Source organism: Paenibacillus sp. oral taxon 786 str. D14, from assembly GCF_000159955.1.
GTDB classification, from domain to species: domain Bacteria; phylum Bacillota; class Bacilli; order Paenibacillales; family Paenibacillaceae; genus Fontibacillus; species Fontibacillus phoenicis.
Map to the genome: position 1 here is coordinate 19,824 of NZ_GG695970.1, position 21,517 is coordinate 41,340.

Genomic DNA, 21,517 nt, shown 5'->3' on the forward strand with positions numbered 1-21,517 from the left:
TCCTATAGACCGTTACCTAAAAGAGAGGGAACCAAGTGATGACGACAAGACTTTATTTTGACGATGCCTATTTAACCGATTGGACCACCCGCGTCAAGGACAAGCTGGAGCGGGAGGACGGCGTTTACGTCGTGCTGGAAGAGAGCGCCTTTTACCCCCATGGGGGCGGACAGCCCAACGATACCGGAAGGATTGGCGGGATTCCTGTTCTGGATGTGATTAGTGAAGGCGATGAGGTGCTGCATAAGGTGGAGCGTTTCCCAGAGGAGGCCCAGGTGCGCTGCGAAATCGACTGGAACCGCCGGTTTGACCATATGCAGCAGCATAGCGGACAACATCTGTTATCTGCGGTTTGCCGCGAGCTTTATGAGGCGATGACCTTGAGCTTTCACCTGGGTGAAGATTATTGCACCATCGATGTGGACCGGCCCGAGCTGTCATCGGAACAGCTGGAAGCCATTGAACGCGAAGCAAACCGCCATATCTATTTGAATCACAAAATCTCCGGCTACTTTGTCACGCAGGAGGAGGCGTCCCGACTGCCGCTCGTGAAGCCGCCGAAGGCGGTGGACCGCGTCCGCATCGTCGAGATGGAAGATGTGGAGTACAACGGTTGCGGAGGTACGCATGTGGCGGCGACCGGCGCGATCGGGATGATTAAGCTGCTGAAGACCGAGAAGCAGAAAGGGAATGTCCGGATCTTTTTCAAATGCGGATACCGAGCCTTAAGAGAGTTTCAGGAGCAGCAACATATCTTAGGCTCCATCACCGCCAAATTAAGAACAGGCCGGGACAGCATTCTAGAGCGCCTCGACAAATGGGAGGACGAGCAGAAGCGACTGCAACGGGAGTTCGATACGTTAAAAGAAGCGATGGACGAAATGACCGTTCGTGAGTTGCTTACCAAGCGGGAAGGCGGGATCATTGCGCAAATTTTCGCGGACAAGTCCTTGAAGGATTTGCAGAGCCTCGCACAAAAGCTGACGGCGCATAGTGATGCAGCGGTCCTGCTGGCAACGGAAGCCGAGCAGAAGGTGGTGCTGGCCCATAACGGCAGCCGTTCGCTGTCCTGCGGCGCATTCTTCAAGGAGCATCTCTCTGCATACGGAGGCAAAGGCGGCGGCAGCGACAAGCTGGCACAGGCCGGATTCAGCAGCTGGGAGGATGCGCTCACATTTTATGAGTTTGTTAAACAAGGGCTGTAATGAAAAATACCGGGCGTCAACCATGCGGATGCTCACGGATCAAATCGACAAAACGTTGAACCGCTGGAGACAGCGGTTCATTTTTTCGCGTATAGACCGAGATCGTATTCATCAGGTCCACGCCTTCAACGAAGACGCGGCTCAGTTGTCCGCGCTCCACGTATTCCCTCACCACCAGCGCTGAAACGAAGCTGGCCCCGTACCCGGCAATCACGGCTTTGACGGTTTCGTTTAACCCGTTAAACTGCAAGGCGATGCGTGGCGCAGGAGCATTGTAGGTACGGCATAACGCCATAAATCGCTCGCGCGTCGAGCTGCCGATCTCCCTCATAACAAAAGGTTCCTTGACCATGTCGTGTAAGGAGACGCGTTGTCCCGCATACCGGTGTTTTGGGGAGACCACAAACCACAATTCGTCCCGGAACATTTCCTCCGCGTAAACGGATTCGGGGTAGGCTTCCGGCAATCCGCCGTAGATCGCCAAATCCACCTCCAAATTCAGCAGTTGCTTTAGCGCATCCGTCGAATTTGTGGTGTTGATGCTCATCTCCACATGCTCGTATTGCGATTTGAATTTCGCGATCCAGGTCGGGGCGAGGAAGTGCGCGGGCAAATAGGTGGCCGCCAGCCGGATATGCCCCAGCTCCCCCATTTTGTAATCTTGTAAAAACTGCTCGATTTGCTGCTCTACCGCAAAGAGGCGTCTGCTGTATGTAAACAGCTTGTTCCCGACGTCGGTTAAGGCGATGCCGCGTCCTTGTGCTTTCAGCAGGGGCAACCCCAGCTCTTTTTCCAGCTTTCGGATCTGGGTGGAGATGGCCGGCTGGCTGATGTTTAATAGCTCCGAAGCGCGCGTCACACTGCCCGTCTCCGCAATGACGTGAAACAGCCGTAAAGCATGCAAATTCATTCCATCTAGCCCCTTTCATCGTGGAGGAGCGGCTTGTCCAACACTTGGCCGACGCTTTGAAATCCGGGGAATGGGACCGCAAATACGGAGCTTACCGAACCATGCCCGCCATGACAGGTTCACTCCGGCTGATCGTTAGCGAATCCAAAGCATGATGAAAAAGTCTATTGTCTTATAAGCCGTCTTCACCGCAAACGCGCGTGAGGCGGCTTTTTTGCGTTTTCTTTACCGTGCGATAACGATTTTGACGCCCCCTTGATCTATGCCTAACGTTCCGCTGACATCCAAGCTATACACTGGCAGAGGAATTCGAACAAACCCACATCAACCTGCACAAAAAAGGAGGCTTCCGTCATGAGCGAGCTGGATCACCAGGTGAGTCTGCCATCTAGGGGCCATTCCGTGCCGTCTGCCTCTGCTGCGACTCGTCGCCCTGCCCATGCCGCAACCTTAAGACAACAGAAATATCGAGAACATGCGCTGGCCTACACGTTTCTAGCTCCATCGCTGCTCCTGTTCGGCGTATTTTTGTTCTACCCGCTGCTAAAGTCGGTGTACTTGAGCTTACACAGCACCGACCCGACTGGCCGGATCGCCTCATTTGTTGGCTTCGACAATTTTACTAGCCTTTTTACTTCCGGCTTGTTTGCCAGCGGCATGAAGGTGACGGCGCTCTTTGCCTTATTCACCGTGCCGACTGGAATGCTGATCGCCTTGGTGCTCGCGGCATTAACGCATCATCTTCGGCGGGGAAAACGGTTTTTCCAGTTCGCCTACTCGCTGCCGTTGGTGCTCTCCGTTGGTTCAGCGGCTGTCATCTGGAAGTTTCTGTTTCACCCTACATTAGGCATGCTTAACTACTTGCTTGGTTTGGCCGGTATTCGTCCGGTACCTTGGCTGATCAGTCCTGACTGGGCTTTGTGGTCCGTGTCGCTGATGACCGTTTGGATGAATATGGGCTTTAATTACATCATCCTGTCCAGCGGGATGCAGGGAGTTCCCGACGAGCTGTACGAAAGTGCCAAGATCGATGGAGCCGGACCGCTGACAACGTTTCGCAAAATTACGCTGCCGCTCCTGTCACCAACGTTATTTTTCCTCTTGGTTGTGTCCATCATCAGCGCTTTCCAGTCGTTTGGGCAGATCAACATTCTGACATCGGGTGGGCCGATGAACCGTACGAACGTATTCGTCTACACGATCTACCAGGAGGCATTCGTGAACTTCCGGTTTGGAACGGGCAGCGCCCAAGCGCTTCTGCTATTCCTGGTAATCCTGCTGTTGACCTTGATCCAGTTCAATTGGGTGGAAAGGAAAGTTCACTATCAATGAACAAGCTGACCTTAAGCCAAATTGTCGTTCTGTTGTTCATGACCGTTGCCGCCGTACTTGTGCTTTATCCGATTGTTTACAGCCTGTTTATGTCCGTGATGACGCCACAGGAAGCCAGCGCCTATCCACCGCATTTGGTGCCGCATTCGCTGCATTTGACCAACTTCACCGAGGTGCTTCGTATCGTTCCGATCGCCGTGTTTATCGGGAATACCTTCCTGGTCTCCGGCATTGTGATGGTCGGTCAACTGATCACCTCCAGCCTGGCAGCCTATGCCTTCGCCAAAATGGAGTTCAAGGGCAAAGGCCTGATGTTCAGCTTGTTTGTCGCCACGATGATGGTGCCTTGGGAAGTGACGATGATTCCCAACTATTTAACCGTACGCAGCTTAAATTGGCTGGACAGCTACCAGGGGCTGATCGTCCCGTTTTTGGCTACCGCCTTCGGGACGTTTCTGCTTCGTCAGTTTTTCCTGCAGCTGCCGAAGGAACTGTTCGAGGCTGCGAAGATCGATGGTTGCGGGCATGTCCGGTACTTCCTGTTTCATGTGCTTCCGCTGGCTAGACCGGCGCTTGGAACGTTGGCGGTGTACTCTTTTTTGAGCATGTACAACAGTTATCTGTGGCCGCTTCTGATCACAAACAGCAAATCGATGCGCACGGTGCAGATCGGTATCTCCATGCTGGAATTCCAGGAGACAACCTCCTGGAACCTCGTATTCGCGGGGATTACGCTGGTCATTCTGCCGTCCTTGCTGCTATTGGTGTTTGGACTCAAGCAGCTCGTTCGCGGGATGGCGGCGGGAGCGCTGAAAGGATAAGGGATATCCAAATCATTTGATGAGGGAGAGATTCGAATAATGAAAAGCTTTCGCTTCAAAAGTATTCTGCTGCTCATGGCAGCGTTGTTGATCGTTATAGCCGGATGCGGCGGGAATACGAATAACGCAGGAAGCAGCACGGCAACAGGGGGAACCAATACTCGCGGTGAAGATTCGGCCAGCGCCAGTTCTGGGAAGAAGCCGGTGCATCTAACCTGGTGGCACTCGATGTCGGGGGCGGGGGAGAAGGCGATTAACGGGCTAGTCTCGGATTTCAATGCCAGCCAATCCGATATTGAGGTCGAAGCGGTATTCCAAGGAAGTTACGACGAAAGCTTAAATAAGTTGAAAGCTTCACTTGGCTCAAAAAGCGGCCCGGACCTGATCCAGGTGTACGAGATCGGCAGCAAATTTATGATCGACTCCAAGGCGATCACGCCGGTGCAGAAGTTTATTGATGAGGATGGCTACGACCTCTCGCAGTTAGAGCCTAACATTATTCGCTACTACACGATCGGCGGCCAATTAAACGCAATGCCTTTTAATACTTCCAACCCGATTCTCTACTACAACAAGGACGCTTTCAAAGCGGCCGGACTCGATCCTAAAAACCCGCCGAAAACGTTCGAGGAGTTTGAAGCGGCAGCTACCGCATTGACCAAGAAGGGGCAGCCAGGCGCTGCGATCGCCGTTTATGCCTGGCTCATCGAGCAGTGGTTTGCTAGCCAAAATGCCGATTACGTGAATAACGGCAATGGGCGTGAAGGGGATGCCACCGAGTCGCTGCTCGCATCGGAGGCGGGCGTGAACATACTGGAATGGTGGAAAAGGATGGTGGACAATGGGGTGGTAGCCAATCTGGGCCGCAAAACCGATGATACGGACGCCGCCTTTGCTGCAGGCCAAGTGGCCATTACCCTAAATTCAACTGCGGCGCTGCGTAACATCGTGGGAGCGGTTGGCGACAAATTCGAAGTAGGCACCGCCTTCCTGCCAAGACCAGCCAGCGCCAAAGAAGGCGGCGTGATCATTGGCGGCGCCAGCTTGTATATCATGAACAACAAATCGGAAGAACAGCAAAAAGCGGCCTGGGAATTTATCAAATATGTAACCTCCCCGGCTGCGCAGGCGAAATGGAGCGTAAACACCGGCTACTTCCCGATTACGAAGGCGGCTTACGACGAGCAGGTGCTGAAGGATAATATGGTGAAATATCCGCAATTCCAAACCGCCGTAGATCAGTTGCATGCGTCGACCGAATCTACAGCAACCTCCGGTGCGGTTATGGGCGTCTTCCCGGAAGCGCGGCAATTCGTGGAAGCGGCAATTGAGGAAGTGCTGAACGGACAAAAAGCTCCGAAGCAGGCGCTGGAAGACGCCGCCAAGCAAATTACCGAGAAGATCAGGCAGTATAATGTAACGGTGCGAAAATAATCTTACATTTAGTAGTCAAGCCGGGAGATGTCCCGGCTTTTTTTTACGTGGGAAGCTTAACTGTAAATCCTACAGCTAATTTCTAACATTCTCCTCGTGTTCAGAAAATAACAGTAAATCCTACCGTTAATTTTGAGGAAATGTGCACTTCTGGGGAAAACCGCCTGAAATAACGTTACTTTTTCCAGTTAATTAAGCTAAAACAGCGGTTTGGCTTCAAAATAACAGTAGGATTTCCAGTTAGTTGTCTCATTTCCCCGAGCAGAGAGATCGGCAACCGATATTATTCAAACATAAGCCGGGAGGCAGCCTGCAATATGCAGCTTACCTCGGCGCCGTCACCTTCGGCCGGGCGTACAGCTTCACGCGCACCCAGAGCATATTAATCAGCAGCAGGATGCCGGAGATCACAAACAAGCCCTCGATGCCGATGTACCCGGCGAGAAAGCCGCCAATCAGCGAACCCATCATGTTGCCGAGGGCGAGGGTACTGCTGTTAAACCCAAATGCCCGGCTCTCCATGCCGTCCGGGGTATAATAGCGGATCAGCGCATTGACGCTAGGCAGCAATCCGCCCATGAACACGCCCATCAGGAACCGAACAGCGATCAGCTGCCATACCGTCTGCACGAACGCCTGCGGGATCAGCGTGGCCGCCGCTCCAATCAGGCAATAGGTCAGAATGCGGTGGGCCCCCAGCTTGTCGCTGATTCTGCCGAGAACCGGCGAGGTAATCATATTGGAAATGCCCGTGACGGCGCTGACGAACCCGGCCCAGAACGCCACATCGGCGGTTTGTCCATGCAGCTTCTCTACATAGAGAGGCAGCAGCGACATCGGGCTCAGCATGGCGAACTGCAGCAAGAATGTTACGGCGAACAACGCGGTGAGCTGCGGTGTTTTGTTCAGCTCCAGGAAACCTTGCAACACAGAAGGCTGCGGCGTATGCAGCGCCTCCTCCCGGTCGAACTTCTCGCGTACGAAGAGGAGCGCCAGCATGGATGCGATAAACAGCAGCACCCCGGTAATGTAAAAAATCGGCCGAAATCCAATCTGCTCCGCCATAAGCCCGCCAATCAAAGGTCCGAGGATCGTACCGGCCACGTTGCCGGACTGGATCGTGCCCATCGCAAAGCCCATCCGCTCCTTCGGCGCCGTACCTGAGATCAACGCGACGGAAGCCGGATTAAAGCCGGAGATCGTCCCGTTCAGGAGCCGCAGGCCAAGTAGGTGCCACGGTTGGGTGGCGAAGCCCATCAACGTAATGACGATGGCCATGCCGAAGCCGGAGCGCAGCAGCATAATTTTGCGGCCGTATTTGTCGGCGAGCTTCCCCCATATCGGTTGAAAAATAAACGAAGTCGCGAAGTTAGCGGCAAAAATCATTCCTGCCCACAGCCCAATCGCCTGCTCTCCCTGCACGTGCAAATCCCGCGCTAGGTACAGCGAGAGAAACGGTGTAATCATCGTCATCCCGGCGTTGACCAGAAACTGCCCGAACCAAAGCACAATGAGATTAATCTTCCAGGTATTCAATTGTGCTTTCACTTCCTTTCGCTGGGATTCTAGGATGCGAGAAACCAGATCAGAGTTATACCAGTATACACCATTGAAAACCGGGTCCGGGGCATTCTTCATAGCATCTTCATCCGATTGTCATAGGTTCGCCACGTTGTGATAGTTGTTACTTATTTTTAAGTAGGGCATAATGTAAATTAGAATGTTTATAGTGTAGCTTTAATGATTTGTTATCAAAATTTGGTTTCTACGAGTATTGGAGGCGTGCGGTTTGGTTTACAATGATCGCTTGATCCGGGCCCTGCGGAAGCAGGAGGTGGATCGCCTTCCGGTTTGGTACATGCGCCAGGCGGGCAGGTATGATCCCGATTACCGGAAAATCAAAGAGAAATACAGCTTATTGGAAATTTGCCGGCAGCCGGAGCTGGCGGCGGAAGTGACCATGATGCCCGTCCGTAAGCTTGGCGTGGACGCGGCTATTTTGTATTCCGACATTATGAATCCGGTTGCTTCGCTGGGCGTCAAATTCGACATCGTCAAAAATTTCGGTCCGGTCATCGAACAACCGATCCGTACGCTTGCGGATATTGAGCGGCTTCGGCCTATCGACGTTCACAAGGATTTATCGCATATTTTGGAGACGATCGCGATTTTGGACAAGGAACTGGATGTGCCGCTGATCACATTTGCCGGCGCGCCGTTTACGATTGCCAGCTACTTGATCGAAGGGCGGCCGTCCAAGAGCTACAGCCGCACCAAAGCGATGATGTATGGCGATCCGGAAGCTTGGTTCAAGCTGATGGACAAGCTGGGCGATATGGTGATCACCTACCTGCGGGCCCATGTGGAAAGTGGAGGCAAGGCGTTCCAACTGTTTGACAGCTGGGTGGGCGCGCTCGCTCCAAAAGATTTCCAGCGGTATGTACTCCCAACGATTACCCGTATTTTTGCCGAACTTCAGGATTTGGATGTACCTAAAATTTATTTTCCTGGCGTCAGCTCGGGAGAGCTGCTGCCGACGTTAACGGATATCGCTGCCGATGCCATTGGTCTTGATTGGCGGGTATCGATCTCGGAAGGCCGGCGCCGGACGGGCGGAAAGTTTGCAATGCAAGGCAATTTGGACCCGTATGTGCTGACCGCGCCAATGGACGTCATTAAGGCGCAGGCAAAGGAAATTATCGATGACGGCCTGAACGCCCCTGGATTTGTTTTTAACCTGGGCCACGGTCTGTTCCCGGAGGCCTCGCTGGATAAACTGCGCGAGCTGACGGAATTCGTGCACGAATATTCTGCGGAAGCGATCGTGCATCAACCTGTACGGCGTGCGTAAGAATAAGCCGCATTGGATGAAGGACACACAACTTTCAACTTGAGGTGAACTGATATCGTGAAAACAAAAATCGGAGTTTTGGTGATGTCTTACGGCACGCCGCAGAGCTTGGACCAGGTCGAGGCGTATTATACGCATATTCGGCGTGGACATCCCCCAACCGCGGAACAACTTCAGGAACTGGTCAGCCGGTATGAGGCGATTGTAGGCGGAGTGTTCCCGCTGCGTGCCAATACCGATAAGCAGGTCGCTGCTTTGCAGGAAACGTTGAACCGGATGTCTGCGGACATGGACGTCGAATTCATCTGCTATCAAGGATTAAAGCATGCTTATCCGTTTATTGAAGATGGTGTAGAGCAGATGGCGAAGGACGGCATCCGTGAGGCGATTGGCATCGTGCTCGCACCGCATTATTCCGTAATGAGCATCGGCGGGTATATCAAGCGGGCGCAAGCAAAAGCGGAGGAGCTGGGAGTGTCGGCACGCTTCGTGGAGAGCTATCATTTGCATCCGAAGCTGATCGAGGCTTTTGCCCAGCGCGTGTCCGCCAAGCTGGACCAGTTCGAGGAAGCCGGCGCATTGCGGGATGAGGTGAAAGTGCTGTTCAGCGCCCACAGCCTGCCGGAGAAAATCCTGCAAATGGGCGATCCTTACCGGGATCAATTGCTGGAGACCTCCCAAGCCGTCGCCGAGAAAGCCGGCGTGAAGAACTGGCAGTTTACGTGGCAAAGTGCCGGGCGTACCGCCGATCCGTGGCTCGGGCCGGATATTTTGGACACGCTGAAGGAATTAAGCGAGGAGCAGGTAGAGGACGTCCTGGTCGCTCCGGTCGGCTTCGTGTCGGACCATCTGGAAGTGCTGTACGATCTGGACATCGAAGCCAAAACGATCGCCAAAGAGCTGGATATGCGGCTGGAGCGGATCGAATCGCTGAACACCGAACCTTTGTATATGGAAGCGCTCAGCGACGTCATTATCAAATCTTGGGAAAAGAGATGAGAGGGCATGCGTGATTCTTCACGTCAAGTGGTCATTATCGGCGGGGGGCTGACCGGTCTGTCCGCGGCCTTTTACATTCGGAAATTTTACAAGGAACGGGGTGTTACCCCGCAAATTACGCTGTTGGAGAAGGGGAGCTCCCTAGGCGGCAAAATTGAAACACTGGAGAAGGACGATTTTGTGATCGAGAAAGGTCCGGACTCTTTCCTGGCACGCAAGACGGCGATGATTGATCTGGCGAAGGAGCTGGGGGTGGAAGGCGAACTCGTCTCGATGAATCCGGAGGCCAAGAAGACCTACATCGTCAGCGAAGGGAAGCTGCATCCGATGCCTTCTGGGCTGGTGCTGGGCATCCCGACAGAGCTGGGGCCATTCTTGCGCAGCGGTCTTGTCTCATGGAGTGGCAAAGCCCGGGCGATGCTGGACCTCGTGATGCCGCCTCGGCTCAGCGAAGAGGATGAGTCGCTTGGCGCATTTATCGAGCGCCGGCTGGGTGCCGAAGTGCTGCAAAACATCACCGAGCCGCTGCTCGCGGGCATTTATGCTGGCGATACTTACCATCTCAGCCTGCAATCGACCTTCCCGCAGTTTGGCGAGGTGGAACGAGCTTACGGTAGTCTGATCAAAGGCATGATGTCTGGGAAGAAGCCTACGGAGACGCACACCGGCACTAAACGCAGCGCCTTCCTCACGTTCCGCAAAGGATTGAAGACGTTAGTGAACGGCTTAGTCGAGTCGCTGTCGGATGTGGATTGCCGCTTGCACACTGAGGTGGTGGAACTTCGTCGCACCGGAACGGAAGTGTATGAAGTTGTCCTTGCCTCGGGCGAGGTGATCCCAGCGGATGACGTGATCGTTACGGTGCCGGCGTTTGCCGCCGCCGAGCTGCTGCGGCCGTATGTGGATGTGGCCGCGCTGGACGCAGTGAACTACGTGTCCGTGGCTAACGTTGTCATGGCTTTTGATCGCAAGGACGTCACCGGCCAGTTCGACGGCTCAGGCTTCCTCGTGCCGCGCAAAGAAGGCATGAACATTACCGCCTGCACATGGACCGGCATCAAATGGCTGCACACGAGCCCGGACGACAAAATGCTGCTGCGCTGTTACGTCGGCCGCTCCGGCGACGAGGAGAAGACGTTTTTGCCTGACGAGGAGCTGCTGGAGCTGGTGCTCGGCGATTTGAAACAGCTGATGAACATTACGGCTCGGCCGTTGTTCACAGAAATTACCCGGCTGCCTAAATCGATGCCGCAGTATCCGGTGGGCCATCTGCAGCAGGTTGCGGAGCTGCGCAGCGAGCTCACGCAGAAGCTGCCCGGCGTATATGCAACAGGAGCGGCGTTTTACGGCGTTGGTCTGCCTGACTGCATCAAGCAAGCGAAGGAGCTGGCGGAGCAAATGGCCGACCAGCTGAAGGTCGCTCAAGCTTAAGGCGATGGCCGGCTAACCGCCCTGACATAGGACTTCCTGACCCCTTGCCCGTAAAATAGGCGAGGGGTTCTATTTATTTCCTCAGACCTGATATAATAAAATCAAACGGTCGGCTTTACAACGCGAAGGAAGGGGGACAGCGCCTTCCATCGTAACGATAGATCTATGCAAAAAGGAGTCCGTAATGTACCCACCAAGGTCGGAAAAATACAAGAAAAAACAGCAGGAAAAAAAGCGGCGTCAAAATCGGATTTGGCTGACGTTGAACTTGACTCTCATCACTTTAATTTTCGTGCTGGGAGCTTACTTTTATTTGGAGGAACGCACTGGTCAAGCGAGATTGGACTCGGGAACGGAGCAGCAGCTGCCAGGAGCTTGGGGAGACAACGGGTCAGTTGTTGGCGATACGACAAGCGAAGATGCTCCTAGCGTGCAGTCGGAGGACAACGATGCTGGGTCTGCAGGAACGGAAGACGAGAAGGGGCAGAAATCCACGAACCCAGGTGAGAACGCATCCGGTGAAAATAACGCCGCCGTTACCGGCGACGAGGATCAAGAGGGAGCAGCGGATTTGCCGTCCAATGGTGGAGGCTTAAGCGAGGCAGACGGCAAAGGGGATCGGCTGTTGGTTCATTTTGCAGGGGACACCATGTTCTCCGGCAAAGTGGAGGAGCGGTTAGAGAAAGCGGGATACGAGCTCCCGTATGAGTACGTGCGAGGATTATTCCAGAACGACGATTTAAGCGTTCTGAATTTGGAGACGCCGGTTACGACCGGCGGGGAGCCGGCGGAGGACAAAACCTATGTGTTTAAATCGCCGCCAAAGGCGATTGGACCGATGGCTCAAGCCGGCGTGGACGCTGTGAATTTGGCGAACAACCATGTGTTAGACCAAGGGGTTTCCGGCCTCCTGGATACGATGAAAGCTTTGCGGCAGCAAAACGTGATGTATGTCGGGGCTGGCAAGAACAGTAAGGAAGCGTACGCCCCGGTTTATGTGGAACGCAGAGGGATTAAGATTGCCCTGTTTGGCTTCAGCCGGGTCGTCCCGGAGCCGGGATGGGTGGCCGGTGCGAACAAACCGGGCGTAGCCTCGGTCTATGCGCCGGAAGCTGCTTTGAACGCCATTCGGGCGGCGCGCAAAAACGCAGATCTCGTATTCGTGATCGCCCATTGGGGCAAGGAGCGGACGACCAAGCTGGAGGAGCACCAGCAGAAGCTGGCGCACGCCTTCATTGACGCCGGGGCGGATCTGGTCATCGGCGGTCATCCGCATGTGATGCAAGGGCTGGAGCAATACAAAGGCAAATGGATTGCGTACAGTACGGGTAACTTTATTTTTACGAAATCAAAGGATCCGAAGACGTGGGAAACCGCAGTGTTTGCCGCTTCCTGCACACGCGACGGGGATTGCGATCTCAAGCTGATCCCGTTTCGTACAGAACTGGGCCAGCCCGTGCCGATGAGCGCCGAGGACGGAAACAAACTGTTGAAAGAAATCGAAGGCTTCTCGCCGGGGGTACGGATCTCGGAGGACGGAGATGTGAGCGCCTCGAAGACCGGGTGGATTCAAGAATCCGGTACTTCGCTGTTGGGGGATGACCAGACCTAAGTGGAAGGATCGTTTCCGATCAGAAGGAGGCGAGAGCATGCGTAACCCATGTGTTGCTCATCGCGGTTTCTCAGGAATTGCTCCGGAGAACACGATGGCTGCGGTCCAGCTTGCCATGGAGCAGGAGGATGTCCACTGGATCGAAGTTGATGTACAATGTTCAAAGGACGGCGTGCCTTTGTTGATTCATGATTTTACGCTGAACCGCACGACAAACGGAAAGGGACCGGTGAAGGACAAGACTTGGGCGGAGCTGCAAACGCTGGATGCCGGGAGCTGGAAATCCAAGGCTTACCGCGGGGAGCGGCTGCCAAGCCTCGATGAATTTCTCGATGCCGTCGCCGGACGGCTGCGGGTCAATCTGGAAATCAAGACCGAAGGGAACATGTACCCCGGGCTGGAGGAAAAGGTGGTCGCTGCGGTCAAACGGCGGCATATGGAGCATGAGGTGGTGCTGACTTCGTTTGAACCGCGGATCCTGGCGAAGCTCAAGGAGATCGGACGAGGAATCCGCACAGGGCTGATCATCGATCGGCAGCCCAAAGATTTGCTGTTGCGGCTGAAGCTGTTGCACTGTTCGTTCTTATCGATTTATTATCGGGCATTAACCGCAGAGCTGGCTGCCAAAGCGTTCAAACACGGCATTGAAGTGATGGCTTGGACGATGGATGATGTGAAGTCGCTGCGGAAGGTGGCGGCGATGCATCCTGACATCCTGCTCTGCACGAACCGGCCGGATGTTTGGCGCCAAGCGATCGTAACGGGAAAGTGAAAATATCGATTGGGAAACCATAATCCCCTGGAGGAGAAGATGAACAAATTGATCGCTAATGTGTATTGCGTAGGCCGGAACTACCGGGCGCATGCTGAGGAGCTTGGCAATGAGGTGCCAACTGAGCCGATGATTTTCCTAAAACCGTCCCATGCGGTGACCGCCATGGACGGCAGGGGGCTGGAGCTTCCGGCGGACCGGGGCTCGGTGCATTATGAAGCTGAGCTGGTGCTGCGTATCGCCCGCGATTATAAGCCGGGGATGACGGTCGACGAATTGGTGGATGTGATCGCGTTTGGGATCGACTTCACGCTGCGCGACGTGCAGAGCATCGTCAAAGACAAGGGCAATCCGTGGACGCCGGCCAAAGGCTTCCTACAATCGGCGCCAATCACGCCATACATCGCTTTCCCCGGCGCGGTGGAGACGGTAAATGAAGATTTTGTGCTGCGGAAGAATGGGGAGATTGTGCAGCGCGGCAATATCAGCCGGATGATTTTCCCGCTGCAGCAAATCGTTGATTATATCGCTGAGCATTATGGGCTGGGCGAAGGCGATTTGATTTTCACCGGAACGCCTGAAGGGGTAGGCCCGGTATATCAAGGGGACAAGCTGGAGCTGTCCTACGGCGATAAAGTGCTTGGCAGCTGCACAGTGGCTGTCGGTCCTTCGGCAAAATGATGATGGATTGGATTATTGGGGCGCTTTGCGCCCTAATCGTGTCTGCAGCCGCCTATAAGAAGCGATCGTTATCGCTCTCCGGCATGCTGGCCGCATGGATCATGGGAACCGTATACTACGGGGCCGGCAACTTGTTCTGGTTTGGGATCTTGCTGCTATTTTTCGTCAGCTCGTCGGTCTTTTCGCATTTTCGCGGGGATCGTAAGGCGGAGCTAGAAAAATCGTATGCCAAGAGCGGCCGCCGGGACGCGGAGCAGGTGCTGGCGAACGGCGGGCTGGGGATGCTGGCTTGCCTCGGCAACCTGTTTTGGCCGGATCCGGCATGGGCCTACTTCTTCGTTGGCACCATGGCTGCGGTAACGGCGGATACTTGGGCAACGGAATGGGGCGGCCTTAGCAAAAGCGAGCCGCATTCGATTCTAAACGGCCGCCGGGTTCCTCCAGGAACATCGGGCGGGGTGACGCTGCTGGGTAGCACGGCGGCGCTGGCCGGGGCCGTATGCATCGGCGGGGCTGCATGGCTGCTGCGCATGTGGACCGGAGATGACACTTATGCCGGAGTAGGTTCCGCGTTGCTTGCCCTGGTGAAATGGGGGCTGATCGGCGGAATCTCCGGATTGGCCGGGGCCTTTGCCGACTCCTGGCTGGGCGCGACGGTTCAATATATGCATCGCTGCGTCGTTTGCGGCAAAGAGGTAGAGGTAGCGACGCATTGCGGTCATAAGACCGTGGTGCTGCGAGGTTTTCGCTGGATGGATAATGATATGGTGAATTTACTCAGTTCCCTGGCAGCCGGCTTGTTGGCTTGGGGAATTGGGATGATAGGATAAAGTAGGGATTTGAGCATGAATATATTAACGGTGGAGCATCTGACCAAAACCTACGGGGAGAAAGTGCTGTTTCAGGACGCTTCCTTTGGGATGGACGAGAACGATAAAATCGGCATCATCGGCGTCAACGGAACGGGTAAATCTACGTTTCTGAAGGTGATCGCCGGTCTGGAACAAGCCGACTCCGGCAAAGTCGCCATTAACCGGGACGTCCGCGTGACGTTTCTGGCGCAAAATCCCGAATATGATCCGGACATTTCTGTGTTGCGCGGCGTGTTCCAAGGCGGCGGGCCTGAGCTCCAATTGGTGTCTGCTTATATGGAGGCAGAGGAAGCGATCGAACGGGAACCGGGGGATGCGGGGCGGCAAGCGGAACTGGCGCGGCTGTCCCAGGAGATGGACCGACTGCAGACATGGACCCTGGTCAGCGAGGCCAAAAGCGTCTTGTCCAAGCTGGGCATCACCGATTTTACCCAGAATATGGGCAGCTTGTCCGGGGGTCAGCGGAAGCGCGTTGCGCTCGCCTCAGCGTTAATTCTCCCATCGGAGCTATTGATTATGGACGAGCCCACCAACCACATCGACAATGAATCCGTCGCTTGGTTGGAGACGTATCTCCAGAAACGGCGCGGGGCGTTGCTCCTGATTACGCATGACCGTTATTTTCTGGACCGCGTCTGCAATGTGATGCTGGAGCTCGATCACGGCCGGTTGTTCCGCTACGAGGCGAATTACAGCCGTTTCCTGGAGCTCAAGAGCGAGCGTGAGGAGCGTGAAGCCGCCTCCGAACAGAAGCGGCAAAATCTGCTGCGGGGTGAGCTCGCTTGGATTCGCCGCGGAGCCAAGGCACGTTCGACCAAGCAGAAGGCGCGGATCGAACGGTTTGAGAAGCTGCAAGCGGCCAAGACGGAATACAAAAGCGACAACCTCGAAATCTCGGTGGCTTCAACTCGATTGAGGCGCAAAATTTTGGAGATCGAAGGGCTGCGTAAATCAATTGAAGGGCGGCTGCTCATCAGGGATCTGACCTACACGGCGGTCCCGGGCGACCGCGTGGGCATCGTGGGGCCTAACGGCAGCGGGAAATCGACGCTGTTGAACATGATCGCCGGTCGAATCGAACCGGATGCCGGCCATATTGTGCTGGGCCAGACGGTGAAGCTGGGTTATTTTACTCAGGAGCATCAGGAAATGGACAGTCAGCAACGGGTGATCGAATATATCAAGGAAGCGGCGGAGGTTGTGACGACGGCGGACGGCTCGCGGATTACCGCATCGCAAATGCTGGAGCGGTTCCTGTTCCCGCCGGAGATGCAATGGACGCCGATCGGCAAGCTGTCGGGCGGTGAGAAGCGGCGACTGTATCTGCTGCGTGTGCTGATGGGAGCGCCTAACGTTTTGCTGCTGGACGAACCAACTAACGATCTCGATATCCAGACGTTGACCGTGCTGGAGGCGTATTTGGATGAGTTCCCCGGCGCCGTCTTTGTTGTCTCCCATGACCGGTATTTCCTCGATCGGACCGTGGACAAGATTATGGCGTTTGAGGGCGGCGGAGTCGTTGCTGTACATGTGGGCGACTATAGCGATTACGAGGAACGGACGCAGGGGAGCGGTGCGAATGGCGCGGGTAAAGGGAGCGAAGGTAGTTCAGCGGCTTCGGGCTCGCGGAAGGCAGGTTCTTCGGACTCAGCGGCTGCCAGAGGTTCAGCCTCCCAAGCCAACACTGGCAACCGCAATTCAGGGCGCGGCGAGAAGCTGAAGTTCAGCTATAACGAGCAGCGGGAGTTCGAAACGATCGACGCGACCATCGAAGCAGCCGAGCAACGTCTTGCCGCTATTTCCGAGGAAATGGAAGCTGCGGCGAGCGATGCCGTTCGCCTGCAGGAGCTGATGCAACAGCAGCAGGAAGCGGAGGCCGAGCTGGACCGGCTGATGGAGCGCTGGACGTATCTGAACGAGCTGGCGGAGAAGATCGAAGCCCAGCGGAACGGGTGAGGGTGGTTGCAACTTTTTCGGGATACGGCGATGCAATTCAGCATTGGATGTTACACTTGCGGCAGGTACAGCAATGAGAGCAACAACATTGTATTCGATTTTTCGCATACAATTGTTCCCTTTTGCGGCGATAACCCGTATTCTATTCGATTTTTCATATAGAATTGAGGGATTTGTCCTTCGGAAGCCGAAATCTATATGAAATTTCATATACATTTCGTCGAAATCCCCAAAACGGGAGAATTCTGTTCGATTTTTCATATAAAATGAAAATTTGATGCGCAACATTTTGCGCAGTCCGGATACGATCATTACGGTGGCGATTACGCTCATCATGATGATGCTGTTGTTCGTCTACGTATTTGGCGGCGCCATTGAGTCAGGTACGGACAACTACGTGAATTATCTGCTGCCGGGAATCCTGTTGATGGCGATCGCTTCCGGCGTCGCGTACCTCGCTGCGGCTGTTTAATGATATCAAAAGCGGACCGATGTCGCGATTCATCACCATGCCGATCAAGCGCTCGTCGGTATTGTGGGCGCATGTGCTGACCTCGCTCTTTTCCATTGCGTTAACGCTCGTGGTGGTGTTCTTGGTCGCCCTCTTGATGGGCTTCCGCTCCAGCGCCTCTCTTCTGAAGTGGCTTGCGGTAGCTGGGATACTAGGTCTGTTCACACTGGCGTTAACCTGGCTTTCCATTATTCCTGGCTTGACGGCCAAATCGATGGAAGGGGCGACGGCCTACTCGTACCCGCTGATTTTTCTGCCGTTTATTAGTTCGGCTTTTGTTCCCACCGAAACCATGCCAAAAGTGATCCGCGCGTTCGCTGAGAACCAGCCTGTTACCTCCATTGTCGATGCCGTTCGTGCCTTGCTGTACAAGGGGACGGTTGGGAATGAGATCTGGATCGCGCTTGCCTGGTGTGTAGGCATCACGGTTATCGCATATTTCTTTGCGAGTAGAGTTTTTAAAAGTAAGTTAGGGTAATACGCGCTAAGATTTAAAGGAAACAAGGGCTATTTTTACGCCAACTAGGATAACTTCACAGAATTAGAAAATCCTTGCAATCTCTTAAACAGGGAGAGTAAGGATTTTTTTACTTCCTAATTAAATGCAAAATTGACCGCAGTATAAAAAGAAGATATATTTATTTCATACATATAATTCCAAACTCATTTTATCTAAAGAATGCGTGGTGAGAAAGCCAATGAGTACAGCTACGATTCTGGCGGAAGTTCACTCCTTTATGAAAGAAAATGAGCTAAGTTTAAGTCAATTCTCGGCAAAGTTAAATATTAATGCGGGTACGTTAAGTTATATTCTAAACGGTAACCGTACCTTGACCATCGATCATTTGGATCGGATTTCAGAGGTCATGGGCTTACCCATGGGGCATTATTATGAGCATTATATTAACGATTATCTCCAAGAGAGAAATCCAGATTGGCGGAGAGTGGCCCCTTTCCTTCGGAAATGTGCTGAATTGAACAAGCTGGATTGCATTCGCAGAACGATATGCATGCTGTTGGATAATTTGACGTACTCTACGTCCTTATTCGAGCTGGCCGAGGAGTTTTATGAGAAGGGATTATATGGTGCTGCGGAGATTCTGTATGAAAATGTGGCCATGAGCGAAACAAAGCAACATTCTGAGCGGTTAGCTTTATGCCAGTATCGGCTGTTTAAGATTCGGATTGGGTCGGACCAGGCTCACAATCTCAAAATTGCTTACCAATTTGAACCCTACGTAGATCGGCTGGATGAGGTTACGCAGTTGGATGCGCTGAAGGATTTGGCAAATTTATACCGTTCGCTTCGTCAGTGGGACCGGCTTGAGGATTTTGCTAAGGAGATGGAACATAAAGCTAGCATAATCTATTTCAGTAAACGACGCTCAAATAAAGAAATTTTGGAATTACAGAAGAAGTTAAATGGGCCATTGTTTGCTTACATTGCGTATGCCAAATTGTTATGTGGGGAAGCTTGCGAGGGTAGAGGAGATTATGATCAAGCTTTGAAATATACAAATGATTACGCCGATTTAAGTTGGGTCCAGGAAACTGATCAGGATACAATTCGCTGGTTAGGTTTATTTGAAAAATGGGCGAAGGCTAATTTATATGTCTATAAACTGATGACAGGTCAGATTGAAGTTTTACAAGAATACGTATCGTTTGCTCAAGAAAATCCGGATGAAATTATTCTTGCCCTTTTAAATATTATGCGTGCTGCAAACCTACATCAGATAAACGTTGACTTCATACTTCACCAATTTAATTCAGAAATAGACGCATATATCAACCACAAAAAGTCAAATGATCTGTATAATAATCAGGTCTTACCCGACAAGTACAACAGATTCATATATAATCTCACCTTTTACTATTTACAAAGAAAGGATTACATTAAAGGTTTTAATTTTCTGATGCAAGGACTGGAAAATTCAATTATAATGAATAATAAGGAACTCATTATCAGTTTTATGGTATTATTTGAACATCATAGAGATATGGCTTCCCAGGAAATATGCCAGAAGTATAAAACTATCGTTTGTGAGGTGAATAGAGGTATATGAAATCCAAATTCATTGTTGTTTTTGCGGTTCTGTTATCTTTATTAGTTGTTTCACCTGGTAGCGTTCATCCAGAGAAACCAACTGTATCAACTTTTGATATGCATGGTGGCTTTTAATTTCTGCATACATATGGACAACGAAAAACGCCTATTCGTTCTTTTAAACGAATAGGCGTTTTTGTATAACATTAATAAACTTACCATAAATCTACCATACAGCCCAACCTAAAACTTTGCTAACGTCCATATTCCGCCAAGTTAGGTCTCACCGAATCACAATCATCTGCCGCAAATCCCGGGAATCGCCGTTTAGCTTGGTTTCGGCGGCGTTTAGCTGCGCGGAGCCGTCGCCGTCGAGGAAGATGCCGTCGACGAGCCCGCCGTCGGCCAGGGCGGACTTGACGGCGGTGCGGAACGCTTCGGCGGTGCAGCGGGTGGGGGTGACGATCAGCCACAGCTGGCCGTTCGCGTCATACGCGAGACCGGAGCGGAGCCGGTTCTCATCGGGATTCGGCAGGTGCTCAGCCTCCACCGCCGCAGCCCGCCATCCGGCGTCATCCGGCAGCTTCATGCTGACGCCGCCTTGGGCAAAATAGCGGGTGCGGTCCGTAACGGCCAGCTCGCTTGCGGCGGATACCACTTGCACCGAGAAGCTGCCCGTGGCGCCGTCCCACACGAGCGTGCCGCGGGCGTATTTAGCGTTGAACCACCCGGACCCGTAGGCGCCGGCCGTGCCTTGGACCGGCTGATCGTTGTTCACCGCCAGCGACAATACGGCTTCGTTGTAAAAGAATCCGCCGTTCATCCCATATACGCGGTAACGTCCCAGTGGCTGATCCGCCGCCCGCAGTTCAATGCGCTCCGGATCTACAACTAAGGCATGCAGTTTGACACCGTTTGCTGCGGTAGTCTCATGATATTCATAATGGCGGGGGAGCAGGTAGCGGCTGCCCCAACCGATCATCAGCAGGATGACGAGAAAAATCGCCATGACCGAAGCCATGGCGATTCCCCAGCGTTGCCCCTTAATCGGCAACATAAGCGGCTAGCAGGCGGGTCGTATTAATGACCGCCAGTTTATGTGTCCGCTCCATGGCGTGCGAGGCATGCACGCCCGGTCCGATCAGCGCAGCGCGGATATTGTGGCCGCCGCGCAGGGCAGCCGAGGCATCGGAGCCGTAATACGGATAAATATCAACCGCATGCGGGATGCCAAGGCCCTTGGCAAGCTCGATCAGCCGGGTGGTCATCTCGTAGTCATAAGGGCCGCTGGAGTCTTTCGCGCAAATCGAGACATCGGTCTCTTTGCAGCTCAGATCATCGCCCATAGCGCCCATGTCAACGGCGATCATTTCGTTCACGCCGTCCGGAATCCAGGAGGCGCCGTGCCCCACTTCCTCGTAGTTGGAGATGAGGAACACCAGATCATGTCTCGGCGTCCAGCCTTCACGGCGGATCGATTCGATCAGCCCGAACAGGGCCGCTACGCTGGCTTTGTCGTCCAGGTGGCGAGATTTAATGAATCCGCTTGGTGTGATCACGGCGCGGGCATCAAACGAAATGAAGTCGCCGACCCCGATCCCAAGCTTCAGCACGTCCTCTTTACTTTCCACAACCTCGTCGATCCGGACCTCCATGTTCTTCTCCTCACGTTTGAAATCGCGGGCATCGCTGTAGACGTGAACGGAAGGATGGGTCGACAGAATCGTGCCGGTATATACTCGGCCGCTGCGGGTGTGAATTTGGCAGTATTCGTTCTCGATACTGTTCATCATGAACCCGCCAACGGAGGTGATTGCCAGCGTACCGTTCGAACGGATGGCGCGCACCATGGCGCCTAACGTGTCAACGTGGCCGCTGAGTGCAATGCGCCGCGACGAATCGCGGCCAGGCACGGTCAGGATCGCTCCACCTTTTTCATTAAAGCTGCAAGGTACACCCAAGGCTTCGGCCTCACGCCCGATGAACGTCATGACATTGTGTGTAAACCCGCTTGGGCTTGGGGTGTCCAGCAAGGATTTGAGCAAATTTAAAATATAGGTTTCATTCGGTTGGATATTCATGG

General features: G+C 53.6%; 17 protein-coding genes and 1 pseudogene. 14 read left to right on the forward strand and 4 right to left on the reverse strand.

All coding sequences use genetic code 11. The features are described 5' to 3' along the window. The first annotated feature begins 38 nt into the window (after positions 1-38). Positions 39-1,205: an alanyl-tRNA editing protein gene (locus POTG_RS00115; RefSeq protein WP_036643665.1), complete on the forward strand. Its 1,167-nt coding sequence runs from the start codon at positions 39-41 to the stop codon at positions 1,203-1,205. A gap of 16 nt (positions 1,206-1,221) precedes the next feature. On the opposite strand, the gene POTG_RS00120 is transcribed toward POTG_RS00115, so the two are convergent. Further along, positions 1,222-2,115, reverse strand: coding sequence for a LysR family transcriptional regulator (locus POTG_RS00120; RefSeq protein WP_009222746.1), 894 nt, complete (start codon positions 2,113-2,115; stop codon positions 1,222-1,224). 354 nt (positions 2,116-2,469) lie between these two features. Between POTG_RS00120 and POTG_RS00125 the strand changes: the two genes are divergently transcribed. From POTG_RS00125 to POTG_RS00135, 3 genes are read left to right on the forward strand one after another with little or no spacing between them, the layout of a single operon-like run. Further along, positions 2,470-3,447 (forward strand): carbohydrate ABC transporter permease, encoded by a 978-nt coding sequence (locus POTG_RS00125; RefSeq protein ID WP_009222748.1) that lies wholly within the window; start codon positions 2,470-2,472, stop codon positions 3,445-3,447. Further along, positions 3,444-4,268, forward strand: a complete 825-nt coding sequence (locus POTG_RS00130; RefSeq protein WP_009222749.1) for a carbohydrate ABC transporter permease — start codon at positions 3,444-3,446, stop codon at positions 4,266-4,268. Before POTG_RS00125 ends, POTG_RS00130 begins: the two co-directional genes overlap by 4 nt. A gap of 39 nt (positions 4,269-4,307) precedes the next feature. Beyond that, positions 4,308-5,702 carry an ABC transporter substrate-binding protein gene (locus POTG_RS00135; RefSeq protein WP_009222750.1) on the forward strand — a complete coding sequence of 465 codons (1,395 nt, stop codon included), beginning with the start codon at positions 4,308-4,310 and terminating at the stop codon, positions 5,700-5,702. Positions 5,703-6,026: 324 nt separating this feature from the next. On the opposite strand, the gene POTG_RS00140 is transcribed toward POTG_RS00135, so the two are convergent. Beyond that, positions 6,027-7,238: an MFS transporter gene (locus tag POTG_RS00140; RefSeq protein WP_036643852.1), complete on the reverse strand. Its 1,212-nt coding sequence runs from the start codon at positions 7,236-7,238 to the stop codon at positions 6,027-6,029. 253 nt (positions 7,239-7,491) lie between these two features. On the opposite strand from POTG_RS00140, the gene hemE reads away from it, so the two are divergent. The 10 genes and pseudogenes from hemE (at position 7,492) to POTG_RS00190 (ending at position 19,453) form a co-directional block, all read left to right on the forward strand. Beyond that, a complete protein-coding gene (gene hemE, locus POTG_RS00145) occupies positions 7,492-8,553 on the forward strand; it encodes a uroporphyrinogen decarboxylase (protein ID WP_009222752.1) in 1,062 nt (353 codons plus the stop codon). Between the two features lie 57 nt (positions 8,554-8,610). Beyond that, the gene (hemH, locus tag POTG_RS00150; protein WP_009222753.1) at positions 8,611-9,552 is read left to right on the forward strand and encodes a ferrochelatase; all 942 of its coding nucleotides are present in this window, start codon (positions 8,611-8,613) and stop codon (positions 9,550-9,552) included. A gap of 6 nt (positions 9,553-9,558) precedes the next feature. Then, positions 9,559-10,983 carry a protoporphyrinogen oxidase gene (gene hemG / locus POTG_RS00155; protein WP_009222754.1) on the forward strand — a complete coding sequence of 475 codons (1,425 nt, stop codon included), beginning with the start codon at positions 9,559-9,561 and terminating at the stop codon, positions 10,981-10,983. A gap of 184 nt (positions 10,984-11,167) precedes the next feature. Further along, the gene (locus POTG_RS00160) at positions 11,168-12,595 is read left to right on the forward strand and encodes a CapA family protein (RefSeq protein WP_009222755.1); all 1,428 of its coding nucleotides are present in this window, start codon (positions 11,168-11,170) and stop codon (positions 12,593-12,595) included. A 37-nt stretch (positions 12,596-12,632) separates the two neighbouring features. Further along, complete coding sequence (locus POTG_RS00165; RefSeq protein WP_009222756.1) at positions 12,633-13,367, forward strand: glycerophosphodiester phosphodiesterase; 735 nt, start codon at positions 12,633-12,635, stop codon at positions 13,365-13,367. Between the two features lie 39 nt (positions 13,368-13,406). Beyond that, positions 13,407-14,048 carry a fumarylacetoacetate hydrolase family protein gene (locus POTG_RS00170; RefSeq protein WP_009222757.1) on the forward strand — a complete coding sequence of 214 codons (642 nt, stop codon included), beginning with the start codon at positions 13,407-13,409 and terminating at the stop codon, positions 14,046-14,048. A 2-nt stretch (positions 14,049-14,050) separates the two neighbouring features. Beyond that, complete coding sequence (locus POTG_RS00175; RefSeq protein WP_036643855.1) at positions 14,051-14,878, forward strand: DUF92 domain-containing protein; 828 nt, start codon at positions 14,051-14,053, stop codon at positions 14,876-14,878. 15 nt (positions 14,879-14,893) lie between these two features. Beyond that, positions 14,894-16,876, forward strand: coding sequence for an ABC-F family ATP-binding cassette domain-containing protein (locus tag POTG_RS00180; protein ID WP_036643668.1), 1,983 nt, complete (start codon positions 14,894-14,896; stop codon positions 16,874-16,876). A gap of 277 nt (positions 16,877-17,153) precedes the next feature. Further along, positions 17,154-17,865 (forward strand): annotated as a pseudogene (locus POTG_RS00185) (ABC transporter permease). A 220-nt stretch (positions 17,866-18,085) separates the two neighbouring features. Further along, entirely contained in the window at positions 18,086-19,453 is a 1,368-nt protein-coding gene (locus POTG_RS00190) for a helix-turn-helix domain-containing protein (RefSeq protein ID WP_009222761.1), read from the forward strand. 264 nt (positions 19,454-19,717) lie between these two features. On the opposite strand, the gene POTG_RS00195 is transcribed toward POTG_RS00190, so the two are convergent. Next, on the reverse strand, positions 19,718-20,455 hold the full coding sequence (locus POTG_RS00195; RefSeq protein ID WP_232282193.1) for a hypothetical protein: 738 nt from the start codon (positions 20,453-20,455) through the stop codon (positions 19,718-19,720). A 22-nt stretch (positions 20,456-20,477) separates the two neighbouring features. Next, positions 20,478-21,515: a M42 family metallopeptidase gene (locus POTG_RS00200; protein ID WP_009222763.1), complete on the reverse strand. Its 1,038-nt coding sequence runs from the start codon at positions 21,513-21,515 to the stop codon at positions 20,478-20,480. Positions 21,516-21,517 lie beyond the last annotated feature (2 nt).